The organism is Bradyrhizobium sp. CCBAU 45394 (assembly GCF_028128655.1).
Lineage (GTDB): Bacteria > Pseudomonadota > Alphaproteobacteria > Rhizobiales > Xanthobacteraceae > Bradyrhizobium > Bradyrhizobium diazoefficiens.
Genome location: NZ_LBIX01000002.1, coordinates 1 through 409, shown reverse-complemented (window position 1 = coordinate 409; position 409 = coordinate 1). Strand labels below are relative to the sequence as shown.

Below are 409 nucleotides of genomic sequence, written 5' to 3'. Positions count from 1 at the left end.
TTTGGGGTTTTCCGTCCAATCTTCGAGAGTTGCTTTTGGGGATACGCTTAATCATCCCGATCAGATCCGGGCGCTCTCTTTGATAGGTGAATTCGGTCGTATCATGCAGGACAAGGACAGGCCCTTTCGCGGCCGCGATACGTTCCCGCGTCGATTTAAAATGACCAGACAGGATGTCGGCCTCGCTTACTCGTTCATTGGAGAAGAAACGATAGGCCGCCTTGGTGTTCGCCCAGTCTTGGCAAACCATCGGAATGCTCTGTCCGATGTCTCCACCAATCTGCTTCAGCAGCATGCGAAATCTCTCGCCAAGTCGAGCGTCCTTGAATTCGCACAGCGCAGCTTCACGGTCAAACCAGGTCACCGCGTCAGACGCCAACCGATGCGCCTTCTCATCCCGGGCGCGTGA

1 protein-coding gene is annotated in these 409 nt (G+C 55.0%); it reads right to left on the bottom strand.

Translation table 11 applies throughout. The annotated features are described in order from the left end of the window. A partial coding sequence (locus WN73_RS00810; RefSeq protein WP_333937938.1) for an IS4/Tn5 family transposase DNA-binding protein occupies window positions 1-409 on the bottom strand: 409 nt, incomplete at both ends.